Below are 15,320 nucleotides of genomic sequence, written 5' to 3'. Positions count from 1 at the left end.
AGTAAACATTTGATTAAAAATAAGGCTTCAAATCAAAGCCTTTTTCAATAAACATTCATAAAGATAAAATGATACAACTAGAAATTTAACTCGTTTTTTATAAGGTAACGACGTTTATCTGTTTTGTTTCGTAAAATAAGCTCACCCAAAAACCCAGCTACGAAAAATTGTGTACCAATAATCATGGTAACTAAAGCGATATAAAATTCTGGACGCTGGGTTATTAACCTTCCTGTTGGGTTTATGTAAATTTTATCTAAACCTAAGTAAAAGGCAAAGCCAAATCCTATTACAAACATAAATACTCCTAAGGCACCAAATAAATGCATAGGGCGTTTGGCAAAATTAGACAAAAACCAAATGGTAATTAGGTCTAAAAAACCATGGATAAAACGGTTCACACCAAATTTGGTTTCTCCATATTTTCTGGCTTGGTGCTTTACAACTTTTTCGCCAATCTTACTAAAACCAGCATTTTTAGCTAAAACTGGAATATAACGATGCATCTCACCATTTACATCTATATTTTTAATAACTGCTCTTCTGTAAGATTTAAGTCCGCAATTAAAGTCATGTAATTTAACACCAGAGGTTTTTCGAGCGGCCCAATTAAATAATTTTGAAGGTAAATTTTTTGTGAGTACTGCATCATAACGCTTCTTTTTCCATCCGGAAATCAAATCGTACCCTTTAGACGAAATTAATTCGTATAGTTCTGGGATTTCATCAGGGCTGTCTTGTAAATCGGCATCCATAGTAATAACAACATTGCCTTGTGCTTTTTCGAAACCAGCGTGAAGTGCTTGAGATTTTCCAAAATTTCTTAAGAATCTAATACCTTTTACATTGGCATCTTTTTCGGATAATTCAGAGATAATTTTCCAAGAATTATCAGTACTTCCATCGTCAATAAAAATAATTTCATAAGAAAAATGATTGGAATGCATCACTTGTGCAATCCAATCATGTAATTCTTTTAAAGATTCTTCTTCGTTAAGTAGTGGTATAACTACGGATATGTTCATTAATTAAGCTTCTTTTTTCATTACTAATCCTCCAATCAGGGAATAGATTAATCCAAAAATGGCGCTAAGCCCAATCCAAATGGCTGAACCTAATATAGGGTTTGAAAACTTCTCCATCATCTTGATACTTTTGTCTATCATTTCTTCTGTCATCTTCGGATTTTCATATAATTTTTCTCTAGTAGCATCCATTAATTTATTTATGAATTCTGGGTCAATTACATAATTAAATAAAATATTATAGAGAGCATAAACAATAGCACTTACAGCAGCAGTTGCAACACCTACTTTTAAAGCATCGGAAAGTGTAAGTAAACCTGCATTATGTTTTTTGAACTGACTGATGGTGTAAATAATGAATGCGGGAAAAATGATGTAATATAAGTACATAGGCCATTGTTTTCCTTCTAGCATCATACCGGTTGCGTACATTATTGCCGCTAATACAATCATTATGGTACCTAAAATCAGTCCATAATTTACTGAAAATTTCCCTGGTGTTAGTTGTTTGGTTTCCATATTTTGTGAATTTTTGGTTATATGGATTGTTAGTAAACAAAGATAGTAAAACGTTACATTACCAAACGAAAATAAAAAATATTAAAAAGTAATTGTGGATTTGTAAAAATTACTTAAATTTGCACCTCTAAAAAATTAAGATTTAAAGCGTAAAGCGATGAAAAAAGGTATACATCCAGAGAATTATAGAATAGTGGCGTTTAAAGATATGTCTAACGACGATGTGTTTTTAACAAAATCTACTGCTGATACTAATGAAACGATTGAGGTTGACGGTGTTGAATACCCATTAGTAAAAATGGAAATTTCTAGAACTTCCCATCCATACTACACAGGTAAATCTAAGTTGGTAGATACTGCTGGACGTATTGATAAGTTTAAAAACAAATACGCTAAGTTCAAGAAATAAGAAACTTACGCAAAAAATATATTTACAAAAGCCTTTCTTCAATAGAAAGGCTTTTTTATTTTTACTCCATAAATAGATTTTAAACTAAAATCTGTTTTATACAAACTAAAACTTAAAATGAACTATATTCTTTTTGACGGTCCTGTAAGGGGAAATTTGCTTCCGTTTACATTCACTCGTCCCGTAGCAGATATTCGTGTTGGTATTTTAACCATAAGGGAGAAGTGGGAATCTTGTTTAGAGACGACAACAACTACAGTAACTGAAGATTATTTGTCTGAAAAATACCCAATGGTAGAAATGGAAGAAAACGTAATGATTAATGCAGCGTATCTTCCAAATTTTCAATTGGTTGAAATGGTAAAAGCGTTAAAAGAGAACCAAGCTATATTTAGAGGGGAAGATGTTATTGCATTTTACACAAAAGAAGGAGAGGATGCCATTGATTTTGAGACTTACAACCACATTGAATACGAAAATGAGTGCATTAAAATAGAACATACTTGGGATATTTTTTCAAAAAATGGAGAGGCCATAAAAGAAGATTTTATATTACTCACGAAAGGCAGGACGTCTCAAGCTATACCAGCTAGTAATAATATAATAGCCCCAGAACATATTTTTATAGAAGAGGGTGCTAAATTAGAGTTTACTACGCTTAATGCTAGTAAGGGCCCTATTTATATTGGGAAGAATGCTGAAATTATGGAGGGTGCCGTAATAAGAGGACCGTTTGCTTTATGTGAAAATGCCACCGTTAAGTTAAGTGCAAAAATATACGGTCCCACTACCGTTGGACCTCATAGTAAAGTTGGTGGAGAAGTTAATAATTCTGTGATTTTTGGATACTCTAGTAAAGGTCATGATGGGTATTTGGGGAATTCCGTATTAGGAGAGTGGTGTAATTTGGGGGCTGATACCAATAACTCTAACCTGAAAAACAATTATGCGGAAGTAAGATTGTGGGATTACCAAACAGAAAGTTTTGCTAAAACCGGTTTGCAATTTTGTGGACTCATGATGGGAGACCATAGTAAATGTGGTATTAATACCATGTTTAATACTGGTACTGTTGTAGGCGTAAGTGCCAATATTTTTGGTAGTGGTTTTCCAAGAAATTTTGTGCCAAGTTTTAGTTGGGGGGGGAGCAGTGGTTTTACAACCTATTTAACCAAAAAAGCATTTGAAGTAGCAAAGGTGGTAATGTCTAGGAGAGATGAAGAGTTTACACAAGTAGATAAGGATATACTGGAGTTTGTTTTTGAGGAAACCAAAAAACACCGTCGCGAGTAGGTATAATTATCTTATAATGAAACATTTGTATATTTGTTAATATGCACAATGTTCTTGTTTTAAAAAAAATAGTTTTAGCCTTATTTTTATTATTTGGCACCATTGGGTTTGCCCAGGTAACGCAATATAAGATCAAAAATTTAGCATTAAATACCAAATATCCCCATTTTGGTGTAAGCTTGCAGGGTAATAACCGTATTATATTTACCTCTTATGTCTTCACAAAAAAGGGTAAGGTAAAAAGAACTCTAGACGAGCAAGGTGTCTTGGCCATATATGAGGGTTCAATAACTAATGATGGCAATATTGAAAACATTAAACAGCTAATTATTGACCCTAAAGCTTCTATTGAAAGTGTTACTAGTGCTGCATTATCTATAGATGGTAAACAGTTGTACATTACTACAACATATACCAATAAAAACCGTCCTAAAGGAAATTTTAATAAAGCGAACTTCCATATTGAAGTAGGAACGTACAAAGCAGGAATTGGATTTACCAATTTTAAGGTATTGCCCTTTTGTAAACCTAAGTATTCTTATGCACATCCTACCTTAAGTGCAGATGGCAAAACTTTACTTTTTACGGCAAATATTAGAGGAGGTAAAGAAACTACAAAAGGTGCTTCAGATATTTTTAAAGTTACAATTTTAGAAGACGGCACATTTGGAGATGTAAAAAATTTGGGATACAAAGTAAACTCTTATAGTAGGGAAATGTTTCCAACAATGGGGGCAGATAATACATTATATTTTGCTTCAAATAAACCAAATGGTATTGGAGGGTATGATTTATATAAAAGCACCATGCAAGAAGATGGTACGTTTAGCAAAGCTAAAAGATTACCTAAACCCATAAATAGCAAAGGTGATGATTTGTCTCTGGTAATGTTACCAAATGGAAATTCAGGATTTATTGTTTCTAAAAGAGAAGGCGGAGAAGGGGATGATGATATTTACCATTTTACTATACAATAGGAGTTAATCAATGGATTTTGTCACATATTTAAAATCCAACATATTTATGGGATTGCTGCCTAGTCCTTTTACGTTTTTTCTAGTAAAACGCACCACTTCATCGTAAAATAAGGGTACCATTATCGCATGTTCCATAGCGATAGAATCTATAGTTGTATACAAATGTTTACGCTCATTAATATTCGAAATAGTGAAGGCCTTATTGTATAGGCTATCCACTGTGTCATTTTTAAAATGAAAGTAATTTGAACCATCTGGAGCGAAATTTTTGCTATAGAATATAGAGAGGTAATTTTCAGCATCTAAATAATCAGCTACCCAAGAGCTTCTAAACATATCTACTTTACCATTGGAGCGTGATGACCTTAAGGTAGCTTCAGGCATTACATCAACATTAATTTTTAAGCCAGCTTTTTCTAATTCACGTTGAATAAATTCACAAAAGCTTAAATAGTTACTAGAGGTAACCAATGTAATCTCTGGATTAGCGATGCCGCTCTCTTCTTTAAATTGGTTGATAAGTTTTTTAGCTTTTTCAGGTTGATAGCTAAAACCAATAGAGGGATCATATCCTGGTAGGCCAATAGGTATAAAACCACCATTTGCAGGATTGCCTATACCATTTCTTAAATACGCCATCATTTTTTTTCTGTCGAACCCATAATTAATGGCTTTTCTGATGAGTTTAGATTGAATTTCTGGGGTTTCAGAATCTAAATAAAAACCAAGATATTCTGAGTTTAAAAAAGGACCTCTGGTCATATTAACAGATATGGCATATTTTTCTCTTAATTTTCCATCGGCTGTAAGTAGTTCGTCTTTATATGAAGCGTCCAAACCTTGTAGGTAGTCAATATTACCTTGTGCAAATTGTAAAAACTCACTTTGTTTATCGGGTAAAAAAGTTAATGCTATGGCTTCTAGGTAAGGGAGTTGATTTCCATCTTTATCAATTTCAAAATAATTCTCATTCTTTCTAAATACCAATTTTATATTCTCTTCCCAACGTTTAAATTTAAAAGGACCAGTGCCAATAGGATGTGAACGAAATTCGGTGCCATAGTGTTCTACGATTTCTTTAGGCACCACAGAACAGTATTTCATGGTTAAAAGCCCAATAAAAGCAGGGAAAGGTTGTTTTAAGGAAATTTTAAAAATAGTATCATTTACAGCTTTAAAATTAGCAACTTTGTTTAAAACCCACCCTCCAGGTGCCGCTAACTTTTCATCTCTTAATCTATTTAAACTATAACTAAAATCGTTTGCCTTTACCAATCGTGTTGAATCTTTACCAAATAGTGCATGTTTATGAAAATATACGTCATTTCTTAAATTAAAAGTATACGTTTTTCCATCTTCAGAGATAGACCAACGCTTAGCGATACAGGGCAAAATATTTAGTTCTTCATCGAGTTGCACCAAACCATTGTATAGCTGGTTACATACAGAATTGTCTTGTAAAGTTCTAGAAAATGCAGGGTCTAAGGTATTTATATTGGCATACTCGTTGTAACGAAAAACAAGGTGGTCTTTTTGGGCATTTTTGTCTTTTCCGCAAGAAAAAAAGAATAATAAAAATACAGTAGTGCTCAAGTAGTGTGTATAACAAGAAAAAGTGGAGAGTTTTTTGTTTTTGACCATAATTTAACCTTCAGGTAAGCCTTTCCAATTTTTGATGACTCCCATATAAAAATAGAGAAATATTAAGTTTATTACAAAAAGTATAAAACTCCATAAGATGCCAATATCAGTTAATAAATTAAAACAATTGTTTATTGGATCATATCGGTTAGGACAGGCATCATCTTGATGAAGTGAAATAATTAAAACAATTAAAAATACATATAAAATAAAGCCAGACATGGAAATATTAACGCAAATTGCTATGATGCTTTTCCTAAATTGTTCTCTAAAACATAGAGGGATTAATAAAATAACTGTGCCTAAAACTAGTGATAAGTATGCGGCAAAATAACCTGTTGTGTTGTCATTCAAATTCGTTGAAAAAGCAAATAGTGTGGTGGTAAGTCCAACTATAAGAGCTAAAACACCCGTAACAATTATACTGAATATTAGAGGTTTTAAACCTGTTGTTCTAAACATTAAAATAACTGTAGCCAATAGCATAGTTAACCACATAAAAAAATGAATACTCTCCTTGTATGGTGTACTTTCTTTTATGGTTTCAACGTTAGAAAATAGGTTTCTTAAATCATCGTGTTGAATGTAGTAATCTGTAAGAATATCAGTTTGAAATTTTTCTAAGGGTGTATTCGCTGTAGAAACTTTAAAGTAGTAGTCTAACTTTGGTTCTTTTCTTATGAGGTTGGTTACTTCAAACTTTGAAGGATGGTATACCAAGCTAAACCAAGTTTCAACATCTAGGTTATGTTTAATTTTGTATGATTCACATAGTGATAAAAAGTGATTTAGAATCTTTTTTATTTCATTGGGATTGTTACGGTTTAAGAGTTGATAAGTTGTTTTATTACTTTGGAGTTTTAATTCTGAAAAAGGGTTTTCATTATAACCTACTGAATTCGAGTATGTATAATCTAGATAATCATCAAATCTTTCTGCTGTGTTTCTTTTGAGATAGTAAAAAGTTGACGAGTAATTAAAATATGAAGGGCTTGAAGTGTCGATTAATTTTGATATGTCAAAAATAGAATCCTTGTAAAAATAATTTCGTTTAGAGTCTTTAAGGCTTTCAAAAAATACAAATCCACTGTAATCACTGTTATTATATGCATCTTCCATTACCCCTTCTTTGCTACTTAATGTGTAATAGAAATATTTAATATCTAGAAATTTAGTATGAGGCAAAGAATCATTGTAAGGAAGGACAGATGTAGTTAGATGATTGTTTAATCTCTCATGTGGTTCAAGATTACCAGTAAATACCTCACAATATAAACTATCAAAAGGCTTTGGGTACCTTTTTTGATTAATAGTGTATTTTTCTATTTCATCTGAGAAGAAAATGGCAGCTTTGTTTGCAGTAGTAATTTCGTCTTTAATTTTATCATCGCTGTAAGCTGAAGAAATATAGGTTTTTAAACCGTAATTGTAGCTTAAAAAAAATGTTGTAACACAAAATATGATAATTAGGTACGACAGAAATTCTTTAAATAATTTTAGTCTTGAGGTTGGGTAAAAGTTTTTAAAGGCGTTGTTTTTGAATAATTGTATGCACCAAATTACTAACAATAAAATAGAAATGATTATACTAACGTAGACAGTCCCATTTTTAAAGAAAATAGATTTGGCACCGTACTCGTGTAGCTGTTCTACATTAGTTAAAGCTAAAGCACCTAGGATGAAAAAGATTAAATGCAGAAATAATGCAATTATTAGCATCCAAAGAAGTTTTGTGTTCCAAACAAGAGGGTGTCTATTTAGTAGAAATTTATCGATTTTATTAATAAATGCTTTCATTTATATGTGTTTAGGAGATAAAAAAGCGTCTGGTAGAATTAGAGATGTTTCTAGAATATGTAACTTCAACTTTTTGCTTGCCCAGAGCTTCTAAAACAGAGTAATATGGTGTTTTTTCAGAGAAGTATGCTATAAAAATACCACCATTAAAAACTAAGGTTTCGAGGTTTAAATTGGACAAAGTATTAAGTAAAGTGTCACGATCGCAATTGCAATCTATCTCTACAATAAGCTGTTTTGTGGAAGTAGCTGTATCTTGTTCGTCAGCTTCATATTTACCGTTTTTTAGGTAGATAACCTTATCTGATACTTTCTCTACCTCATAGAGCTGCTGTGAGCTTAAAATTAAGGCGACAGGATTTGTTATTGAATTACAAATGGATTTTAAATCTTCTAAAATTACCTGTTGTGCCAAAACATCAAGATTAGCCAAGGGTTCATCTAATAGTAAGAGCTCTGGTTGTCTCAACATAGTTCTGGCCAGTTCAAAACGCATTTTATACCCCGATGATAATTCACTCCATTTTAAGTTTTTATAGCCCCAAAGTCCAAAGCGAGCGATCATCATCAATACTCTAGTCTCATTTTCTTTTTCTGAAATTCCATAGTTAGAAAGTACAAATTTCAGATTGTCAATCAGACTGCCGTACCATTGCTTGGTACGTTGTGGGATATAAACCAAGTTGCATCTTAAATCATAAGTACTATTGGTATTAATATCTAAATTGTAATCTAAACTACCAGAAGTTAATTTAAGCTCTTTTGCCAGTAGTCTTAATAATGTTGTTTTTCCATTTCCATTTTCCCCAACCAAGCCGTAGACTTCCCCTTTGTGAATATTAAGGGATACTGGTCCTAATTCAAAATGACTGCCTGGATATTTTTTTGTAACATTAGCAGCACTAATTACAGGTGCTTCTTTTTTATAAGTTTCAATTGGGATAGCGGATATTTTATCAAGAAGTGTTTTGCTTTTTTTGATAAGACCTGCCTTATCTGTTTCATATGATGTTTTCCAATCGGTTAGAGTAATAACGTCATTATAAATTTCCATATTCTGTGTATCAATGGCACAGTCCATTAGTTTTCTAAAACCTAATTCAGTGTCTTCATTATCTAAAAAAGAATATACATCATTCAATCTTTTCTTTTGCTTGTCCATGGAGATAAAGAGATTATATAATATGCTAACGTATTACTTAACAATTATGTAAATTTGCATGCTTTTATAATAGAAAACAAGTAAATAAAGGTTTTTCTGCCATAAGTAGGTTATGAATAAAAAAGTAGCATTTTACACATTAGGTTGCAAACTCAATTTTTCTGAAACTTCCACCATTGCTAGAAGTTTTGTTAATGAGGGGTTTAATCGTGTGGACTTTACTGAGAAAGCAGATATATATGTTATCAATACTTGTTCGGTTACTGAAAATGCAGATAAACGCTTTAAAACTATTGTTAAGCAAGCCCAAAAAAATAATCCAGAAGCATTTGTAGCTGCAGTAGGTTGCTATGCGCAACTGAAACCACAAGAATTGGCAGATGTTAATGGTGTAGATTTGGTATTGGGTGCCACTGAAAAATTTAAGATTACAGATTATCTAAACGACTTATCTAAAAACGACTTTGGAGAAGTGCATTCTTGTGAAATTGAAGATGCTGATTTTTATGTGGGGAGTTACTCTATTGGAGATAGGACACGGGCTTTTTTAAAGGTGCAAGATGGCTGCGATTATAAGTGTACCTATTGTACCATTCCTCTAGCACGTGGTATCTCAAGGAGTGATACTATGGATAATGTTTTGAAGAACGCTAAAGAGATTTCAAAACAAAATATAAAAGAGATTGTACTTACTGGAGTTAATATAGGCGACTATGGTAAAGGAGAGTTTGGAAACAAAAAACATGAACATACCTTTTTGGATTTGGTGATCGAACTGGATAAAGTTGAAGGCATTGAGCGTTTAAGGATATCTTCTATTGAGCCTAACCTGCTAAAGAATGAAACTATAGAATTGGTTGCTAGGTCACGAGCTTTTGTACCTCATTTTCATATACCATTACAATCTGGAAGCAATGAAATTCTCAAGAAGATGAAACGTAGATACTTACGGGAATTGTATGTTGATAGGGTTGCAAAGATACGAGAGGTTATGCCTCATGCATGTATTGGAGTGGATGTGATAGTTGGTTTTCCAGGAGAAACCGATGAGCTCTTTTTAGAGACCTATAACTTTTTGAGTGGGCTGGATATTTCGTATCTCCACGTATTTACCTACTCAGAAAGAGATAATACCGAAGCTGCCGACATGGAGGGGGTAGTCCCTAATAATGTGAGGAGCAAACGCAGTAAAATGCTGCGTGGGCTATCGGTTAAAAAACGTAGGGCATTTTATGAAAGCCAATTAGGTACTTCTAGAACTGTTTTATTTGAAGGTGAAAACAAGGAAGGGTATATTCATGGGTTTACCGAAAACTATGTCAAGGTAAAAACCCCTTGGAATCCAGAGTTAGTTAATACTTTACATGACGTGGAATTAACTGAAATTGACGATGACGGATTAGTAAGGTTTGAGTTTATATCCCATCCAGAAAATGCTACAGGATACTATCAAAAAAAGGTAGTTTAAAGCGAGTTGTAAATGAATAAAAAACTACCTACTAAGCAAAATAAAAATTTTATTCAATCCTCTTTTGATGAAGCAATAGATAAATTAAAATCAGGATTAGATAAGGTTGCTGATTTTGGAAATTATACAAAAGATAAAACAGTAGATTTTGTTGAAGGTATAGCGGCGCTTATTCCGATAATTGAAAAAGCGGGTTACCGTACGAATAGATTTATTGTAGGGATTACCATTCCTCCCTCGGTTCAATTACACTTGCATAGGTTTAAAGAGGTCTCCGATAAAGATATCGAGAAGCTAACGCTACAATACAAGGATAAGAAGATTTTAAAAATGATACTATCTTCATTGATAACTGTGAATAACCTTCAAGGAAAATTAAGTATTGGGGATTTGGTATTCAGCGAGGTAGCTATTGATATTACTTTGCCTCCAAAAATAAGTGTTAGGTACCTAAATAAAGAAATAGCTAAACTGGAGCAAAAAATTGATCTGTTTTCGGAATAAAAAAAAATCTGAAATCTTTAAAATGATTTCAGATTTTGTATTTTTTTAAAGTACTGTTTAGATTCTTACACCTACAGGCAACATTCTCTTATATTTTCTGTTGCTTCTTACAAACTTAGCTATAGCAGGGCTTGTAGGCATAACACTTAAATTTCTGTCCTGAATTTGTTCAAATACGGCAGCAAGAAATTCTTTTTTAACCTCTTCATTATTAATTTCTTCTGGAATAATTAACTTCGTTAAAAAGATTTTTCGTTCCTGTAAGGAATATTCAATTTTTGCCAATTGTCCATCAATTTTTAATTCAAATTGACGTAAAAAATCATTGTCAATTAATTCAGCAGCTTCAACCATAGTAGTTTATTAATTATTTAATTATAAAGAAGTATCGTGTTAGAATAGTGATTACTATTTCTATAACTTTGTGCAAAAGTACAAAAAATATTCACCTATTAAAAGGATTTTAGAGTTAAAACCTTATGAATCAAGATATAATACATGTTTATTTAATGCCTGGAATGGCAGCAAGCCCTTTAATTTTTGAATATTTGCGGCTTCCTGAACATCAATTTAAAATCCACAAGCTAGAGTGGTTTGTTCCTTTAGATGAAGAGACCTTAAGCGATTATGCTCTTAGAATGACAAAAAAAATAAGGCATGACAACCCAGTGCTATTAGGCGTGTCTTTTGGGGGTATTTTAGTTCAAGAAATAAGTAAGCATATTAATGTTAAAAAATTGATTATTGTTTCTAGTGTAAAGTCTAAACACGAACTACCATTAAAAATGCAATTGGCTAAGTCTACCGGAGCTTATAAGTTAGTACCCACGCAATTGGCAAATAAAATAGAGGTTTTCGAGAAGTATGCCTTTGGGAAAACCATGGCAAAGCGTTTAGAACTTTATAAAAAGTATTTATCCGTAAACGATCCTAAATACTTAAGCTGGGCCATAAAACAAGTAGTATGCTGGGAGCAAGATGAGCCAAATGCTAATGTTATTCATATTCATGGAGATAAAGATCCTGTTTTTCCCATAAAGCATATTGATAATTGCATAACTATTAAAGGCGGTACCCACATCGCTATTATTAATAAATACAAGTGGTTTAACGAGAATTTACCAGATATAATCCTATAATTACTCAATAAATACATGATTTTTTTTATTTTTAAAAAAACTTTTTGATGATGAAGACCATACAAAGAATGCTGGCGCTTGTGGGATTATTAAGTTTATGTTTACTATTTATTTATGCCCTCCAAGACGCTCCTACTGATGAAAATTTCGAGAAGAAAGTAATTAACGATTATAATGTTTACGCCTTACAGGTGCCAGAAGATTTATCTTTTGCTGGTGAGGCTATGCCTTTAGATAACCCTGATATCTTAGAACGTATGGATAGGGAACTTTTGGTAAATACCTATTGGCAGTCTAATGGCTTGCTCATGTTTAAGCGGGCTAAAAAATATTTTCCTGTTATAGAACCTATTTTGGCAAAATATGGAGTGCCAGATGATTTTAAATATCTGGCAGTTATCGAGAGTGGTTTAACCAATGCAGTATCCCCAGCGGGAGCACGAGGGGTTTGGCAAATTATGAAAGCCACTGGTCGTGAGAATGGGTTAGAGGTAAATACTAATGTAGACGAGCGTTATCACTTAGAAAAAGCAACAGAAGTAGCCAGCAAATATCTAATCAGGGCTAAGGAGCAATTAGGCTCATGGACATTGGCTGCAGCTGCATATAACGCAGGGAATGCTGGAGTTGCGCGTCGTTTGGAAGAACAAAATGTTTCTGATTATTACGATTTGTTACTTGGAGAAGAAACAGGCCGCTATGTGTTTAGGATTGTAGCCTTAAAAGAAATACTGTCCCATCCAGACAAATACGGATTTAATTTTAGAGATAAAGATTTATATACCAATATACCCACATTTAAGGTTGAGGTAGATACTGCAGTTACTGATTTTACAAAGTTTGCAGAACGCTTTGGGATTAATTATAAGATATTAAAAATTCACAATCCTTGGCTAAGAGAACCTCATTTAAATAATAAATCTAGAAAGCAGTATTTTATTGAGATTCCCAAAGAAGGCTATTATAATTAGTATAGATGGTAGAATATCTAAAAGATAACTACTGGAATATATTAATAATTCTTAATTACATTATAGCCATATCAGCAGCTATAACAGTGATATTAAAAAATATCAACCCAACCAAAACATTGTCTTACATCCTTGTTTTGGTTTTTTTTCCTTTTTTCGGTGTTCTAGTGTATTATTTATTTGGTCAAGAGTACCGAAAAAATAAAATTTTCAATAGAAAGAAAGTGCTTAACCAAACTACTATCAAGTCTATAAATAGTGCTTTGGAGCTTTCAGGGGACAAAATAAAAAAGTTGGATGGCGATTTAAACCATAAAATGAAACTTGTTGAACTTTTGTACAGCAATAAATACTCACCGCTTACATTTTGTAATACTATAAATATCCTTAAAAATGGTAAGGAAAAGTTCGAATCTTTGATTAACGATTTAGAGAAAGCCGAACATCACATTCATTTGGAATATTATATTTTGAGGGATGATAGGATTGGTTCTAAGGTTTTAAATATCTTATGCGAGAAAGCTAAGAAAGGAGTGATAGTTAGATTGACTTATGATGATGTAGGTAGTAAATTGTCCTCTAAAATGAAACATCAATTAGATAGTAGTGGTGTGGAATTTTATCCATTTATGCCAGTATTGTTCTCAAAGTTCACAGGTAAGATGAACTATAGAAACCATAGGAAAATAGTTATAATAGATGGAAAAATAGCTTATGTTGGAGGAATAAATATAGCGGATGAATATGTGAACTATGAGGATGGAGATTTATTTTGGAGAGATACTCATTTAAGAGTTGTAGGCGAAACCGTAAATTCTTTACAAATTAGTTTTTTTACAACTTGGGATTTTGTGTCTGAGGAAAAAATAAATATAGACAAGAGCTATTTTCCTGAGGTAGTCTGTAACGATAACGTAGCGGTTCAAATAGCATCCAGTGGTCCAGATACCGATTGGCCTTATATTATGGAAGCCATGTTTACAGCTATAAATACAGCAGAAGATTATATTTACATTACTACACCATATTTTGTACCTAATGATCAAATAATAACGGCGTTGCAAGTAGCGGCAAAAAGTGGTGTGGATGTAAAACTGATTATTCCAAGAGAATCAGATTCTTGGATGGTAAAATATGCTACAAATTCGTACCTAGAACAGTTATTGGAAGCTAATATAGAAGTGTATTACTATACAAAGGGTTTCATACATGCGAAAACCATGGTTGTGGATGATATTTTTTCAACTGTAGGCACATCTAATATGGATTACAGAAGCTTCAATATAAATTTTGAAGTAAATGCTTTTATCTATGACGCTGAAAATAGTAAAATTTTAAAAGGGCATTTTCTTGAAGACTTGGGATACACTGAAAAAGTTGAACTTAACAAGTGGATAAATAGACCTAAGTACGAAAAGTTTAAAGAATCGTATAGTAGGTTGTGGGCACCACTTATTTAATTTGAAACCTCGTAAGAAACACATAAAAGTATTTAAATTTCAAATTTAGATATTATTTATGTCTACTGCTTCATAATATTGAAATTACCATAACACGCTTTATGTATCTTAATTGCTGTAATGTTAGTAGTGTAAGATAGTAGTTGTCCTAGGCTGTAAAGTATAACTATCTTTGCTAAAAAATCAACGAAGTTCTGCGGCTTTTTTAAAAAGCAACCCTGATAAAAAGTGTAGTTGTTAAACTATCTACTTCTCCTTTTCTGTGATCTTAAGGAGCCACCAGCACCAAAATGTTGGTTAGGGCCAACAGCTTGTTTCATGTTTTGCTTCATCATTTTAATTTGGTCAGTAAGCATGCCATGTTTGTCAAGTTTTTGAGCTTCGTTTAATAGCTGTTGGGCTTCACGTTTTCTACGCTTAGAGAATGCAATACCTGCTAGGTTTAACTTGGCCATTGCCAAATCGTGTTTCATAGAAAGCCCTAAACTCACAGCCTTTTTAAAATGTTTTTCAGATTCGTTCATGTTATCCTGCATGGTCATAATGCCATGTAAGTAACTGTAGTAACCTTGTTGCTTTTTTACCAAAGCAGCCTCTGGATTTCTAATTTTATTCAGCCATTTTTTAGCACCATCAAAATCTTGCTTTCTAAGGCGTAAAAAAGCTAAGAGGATAAATTCATTTTTAAAATAAAGGAATATAAAAACACCAGCTAGTAAGATAAGAGAAATACCATTACCAATATTTCCTCTAGAAAATTGGTATACGGCATAAGCTACGATTCCAGCGGCTAAAATTAGTTTTATAATTTTATTGAACATTAAAATTGATTTTTTATTACAATGTAGGGCAAGATCATTCACTTTTAGCCCATTTTTATTTTAAAATGCAAAGAAACTAAATTTTTATGGAAAAAATATTTTTAAAATAGGTTTGTGAAATAAAAAAGCTTTGT

15 protein-coding genes are annotated in these 15,320 nt (G+C 32.6%); 8 read left to right on the top strand and 7 right to left on the bottom strand.

Features of this window, described 5'->3' with window-relative positions; genetic code table 11:
• Nucleotides 1-77 precede the first annotated feature (77 nt).
• Nucleotides 78-1,025 carry a glycosyltransferase family 2 protein gene (locus JS605_RS00485; RefSeq protein ID WP_203255748.1) on the bottom strand — a complete coding sequence of 316 codons (948 nt, stop codon included), beginning with the start codon at nucleotides 1,023-1,025 and terminating at the stop codon, nucleotides 78-80.
• Nucleotides 1,026-1,028: 3 nt separating this feature from the next.
• Entirely contained in the window at nucleotides 1,029-1,544 is a 516-nt protein-coding gene (locus JS605_RS00480) for a DUF4199 domain-containing protein (protein WP_203255747.1), read from the bottom strand.
• A gap of 157 nt (nucleotides 1,545-1,701) precedes the next feature.
• Here JS605_RS00480 and JS605_RS00475 point away from each other — a divergent pair, with 157 nt between their 5' ends.
• The 3 genes from JS605_RS00475 (at nucleotide 1,702) to JS605_RS00465 (ending at nucleotide 4,223) form a co-directional block, all read left to right on the top strand.
• Nucleotides 1,702-1,953 carry a type B 50S ribosomal protein L31 gene (locus JS605_RS00475; RefSeq protein ID WP_076700033.1) on the top strand — a complete coding sequence of 84 codons (252 nt, stop codon included), beginning with the start codon at nucleotides 1,702-1,704 and terminating at the stop codon, nucleotides 1,951-1,953.
• 117 nt (nucleotides 1,954-2,070) lie between these two features.
• Complete coding sequence (locus JS605_RS00470; protein WP_203255746.1) at nucleotides 2,071-3,246, top strand: GlmU family protein; 1,176 nt, start codon at nucleotides 2,071-2,073, stop codon at nucleotides 3,244-3,246.
• A 41-nt stretch (nucleotides 3,247-3,287) separates the two neighbouring features.
• Nucleotides 3,288-4,223 (top strand): TolB family protein, encoded by a 936-nt coding sequence (locus tag JS605_RS00465; RefSeq protein ID WP_203255745.1) that lies wholly within the window; start codon nucleotides 3,288-3,290, stop codon nucleotides 4,221-4,223.
• Nucleotides 4,224-4,226: 3 nt separating this feature from the next.
• Here JS605_RS00465 and JS605_RS00460 read toward each other — a convergent pair whose 3' ends face one another.
• Genes JS605_RS00460 through JS605_RS00450 form a run of 3 tightly spaced genes read right to left on the bottom strand, consistent with a single transcriptional unit; the run spans nucleotide 4,227 to nucleotide 8,823 of the window.
• Complete coding sequence (locus JS605_RS00460) at nucleotides 4,227-5,864, bottom strand: ABC transporter substrate-binding protein (protein WP_203255744.1); 1,638 nt, start codon at nucleotides 5,862-5,864, stop codon at nucleotides 4,227-4,229.
• Nucleotides 5,865-5,867: 3 nt separating this feature from the next.
• Complete coding sequence (locus JS605_RS00455; RefSeq protein WP_203255743.1) at nucleotides 5,868-7,661, bottom strand: hypothetical protein; 1,794 nt, start codon at nucleotides 7,659-7,661, stop codon at nucleotides 5,868-5,870.
• Nucleotides 7,662-7,671: 10 nt separating this feature from the next.
• Complete coding sequence (locus JS605_RS00450; protein WP_203255742.1) at nucleotides 7,672-8,823, bottom strand: ATP-binding cassette domain-containing protein; 1,152 nt, start codon at nucleotides 8,821-8,823, stop codon at nucleotides 7,672-7,674.
• 112 nt (nucleotides 8,824-8,935) lie between these two features.
• Here JS605_RS00450 and mtaB point away from each other — a divergent pair, with 112 nt between their 5' ends.
• Together mtaB and JS605_RS00440 are read left to right on the top strand one after the other, a co-directional pair.
• A complete protein-coding gene (gene mtaB / locus JS605_RS00445) occupies nucleotides 8,936-10,291 on the top strand; it encodes a tRNA (N(6)-L-threonylcarbamoyladenosine(37)-C(2))-methylthiotransferase MtaB (RefSeq protein ID WP_203255741.1) in 1,356 nt (451 codons plus the stop codon).
• Between the two features lie 12 nt (nucleotides 10,292-10,303).
• The gene (locus JS605_RS00440) at nucleotides 10,304-10,795 is read left to right on the top strand and encodes a hypothetical protein (protein ID WP_203255740.1); all 492 of its coding nucleotides are present in this window, start codon (nucleotides 10,304-10,306) and stop codon (nucleotides 10,793-10,795) included.
• A gap of 57 nt (nucleotides 10,796-10,852) precedes the next feature.
• Here the strand turns inward: JS605_RS00440 and JS605_RS00435 are convergent, their stop codons facing one another.
• Complete coding sequence (locus tag JS605_RS00435; protein WP_130936895.1) at nucleotides 10,853-11,149, bottom strand: GNAT family N-acetyltransferase; 297 nt, start codon at nucleotides 11,147-11,149, stop codon at nucleotides 10,853-10,855.
• 125 nt (nucleotides 11,150-11,274) lie between these two features.
• Between JS605_RS00435 and JS605_RS00430 the strand changes: the two genes are divergently transcribed.
• The 3 genes from JS605_RS00430 to cls are packed head-to-tail and all read left to right on the top strand — an operon-like array spanning nucleotide 11,275 to nucleotide 14,365.
• On the top strand, nucleotides 11,275-11,934 hold the full coding sequence (locus JS605_RS00430; protein ID WP_203255739.1) for an alpha/beta hydrolase family protein: 660 nt from the start codon (nucleotides 11,275-11,277) through the stop codon (nucleotides 11,932-11,934).
• Between the two features lie 50 nt (nucleotides 11,935-11,984).
• A complete protein-coding gene (locus JS605_RS00425; RefSeq protein ID WP_203256702.1) occupies nucleotides 11,985-12,905 on the top strand; it encodes a lytic transglycosylase domain-containing protein in 921 nt (306 codons plus the stop codon).
• A gap of 5 nt (nucleotides 12,906-12,910) precedes the next feature.
• On the top strand, nucleotides 12,911-14,365 hold the full coding sequence (cls, locus tag JS605_RS00420; RefSeq protein WP_203255738.1) for a cardiolipin synthase: 1,455 nt from the start codon (nucleotides 12,911-12,913) through the stop codon (nucleotides 14,363-14,365).
• A gap of 242 nt (nucleotides 14,366-14,607) precedes the next feature.
• Here the strand turns inward: cls and JS605_RS00415 are convergent, their stop codons facing one another.
• Nucleotides 14,608-15,186 (bottom strand): M48 family metalloprotease, encoded by a 579-nt coding sequence (locus JS605_RS00415; protein WP_203255737.1) that lies wholly within the window; start codon nucleotides 15,184-15,186, stop codon nucleotides 14,608-14,610.
• Nucleotides 15,187-15,320: the final 134 nt, after the last annotated feature.

The sequence above is a fragment of the Hyunsoonleella ulvae genome (genome assembly GCF_016827605.1).
In the GTDB taxonomy this organism is placed as follows: domain Bacteria; phylum Bacteroidota; class Bacteroidia; order Flavobacteriales; family Flavobacteriaceae; genus Jejuia; species Jejuia ulvae.
The sequence above is the reverse complement of the archived record's forward strand: the minus strand, read 5'-3'. Positions and strand labels throughout refer to the sequence as shown.

Bases quoted from the DNA above. Each gene is read 5' to 3' on its own strand.
- JS605_RS00485 (WP_203255748.1), bottom strand. From the start codon at position 1,025: ATGAACATATCCGTAGTTATACCACTACTTAACGAAGAAGAATCTTTA.
- JS605_RS00480 (WP_203255747.1), bottom strand. From the start codon at position 1,544: ATGGAAACCAAACAACTAACACCAGGGAAATTTTCAGTAAATTATGGA.
- JS605_RS00475 (WP_076700033.1), top strand. From the start codon at position 1,702: ATGAAAAAAGGTATACATCCAGAGAATTATAGAATAGTGGCGTTTAAA.
- JS605_RS00470 (WP_203255746.1), top strand. From the start codon at position 2,071: ATGAACTATATTCTTTTTGACGGTCCTGTAAGGGGAAATTTGCTTCCG.
- JS605_RS00465 (WP_203255745.1), top strand. From the start codon at position 3,288: ATGCACAATGTTCTTGTTTTAAAAAAAATAGTTTTAGCCTTATTTTTA.
- JS605_RS00460 (WP_203255744.1), bottom strand. From the start codon at position 5,864: ATGGTCAAAAACAAAAAACTCTCCACTTTTTCTTGTTATACACACTAC.
- JS605_RS00455 (WP_203255743.1), bottom strand. From the start codon at position 7,661: ATGAAAGCATTTATTAATAAAATCGATAAATTTCTACTAAATAGACAC.
- JS605_RS00450 (WP_203255742.1), bottom strand. From the start codon at position 8,823: ATGGACAAGCAAAAGAAAAGATTGAATGATGTATATTCTTTTTTAGAT.
- mtaB (WP_203255741.1), top strand. From the start codon at position 8,936: ATGAATAAAAAAGTAGCATTTTACACATTAGGTTGCAAACTCAATTTT.
- JS605_RS00440 (WP_203255740.1), top strand. From the start codon at position 10,304: ATGAATAAAAAACTACCTACTAAGCAAAATAAAAATTTTATTCAATCC.
- JS605_RS00435 (WP_130936895.1), bottom strand. From the start codon at position 11,149: ATGGTTGAAGCTGCTGAATTAATTGACAATGATTTTTTACGTCAATTT.
- JS605_RS00430 (WP_203255739.1), top strand. From the start codon at position 11,275: ATGAATCAAGATATAATACATGTTTATTTAATGCCTGGAATGGCAGCA.
- JS605_RS00425 (WP_203256702.1), top strand. From the start codon at position 11,985: ATGAAGACCATACAAAGAATGCTGGCGCTTGTGGGATTATTAAGTTTA.
- cls (WP_203255738.1), top strand. From the start codon at position 12,911: ATGGTAGAATATCTAAAAGATAACTACTGGAATATATTAATAATTCTT.
- JS605_RS00415 (WP_203255737.1), bottom strand. From the start codon at position 15,186: ATGTTCAATAAAATTATAAAACTAATTTTAGCCGCTGGAATCGTAGCT.